This is a genomic window from Bacillus pretiosus (assembly GCF_051294775.1).
GTDB classification, from domain to species: Bacteria; Bacillota; Bacilli; order Bacillales; family Bacillaceae_G; genus Bacillus_A; species Bacillus_A wiedmannii.
The window spans coordinates 1-301 of the sequence record NZ_JBPPHF010000231.1 but is presented as its reverse complement, the minus strand read 5'-3'; the positions used below and the strand labels follow the sequence as shown (position 1 = coordinate 301).

Genomic DNA, 301 nt, shown 5'->3' with positions numbered 1-301 from the left:
ATCTAACAATTTTGGATAATCTTTAATTAAATGTTGTGCTAAAGTTGCAACATCCTTTGCAGACATTTTATTTTCTTCATCCGCTGTAGTTCCTTCAGGATGCATTCCCTTTAAATCTTTATTCGTTAAACCTGTAGAATTGACAAATTTATAATTTTTCAACCCTAGTTCTTTCGATTTATCATTCATCATTGTTACGAAGTCTACTTCTTTACCTGCAATTGCTTCTGCTAATGCAATTGTTGCACCATTTGCAGAAAAGATTGCCATTGCTTCATATAACTCTTTTACTGTATAAATG

At 31.6% G+C, this 301-nt stretch carries 1 protein-coding gene; it reads right to left on the bottom strand.

Going from position 1 to position 301, the window contains the following annotated elements:
- Positions 1-301: serine hydrolase (locus tag ACSG5Z_RS30660; RefSeq protein ID WP_435712838.1), on the bottom strand; the 301-nt coding region annotated here is incomplete at both ends.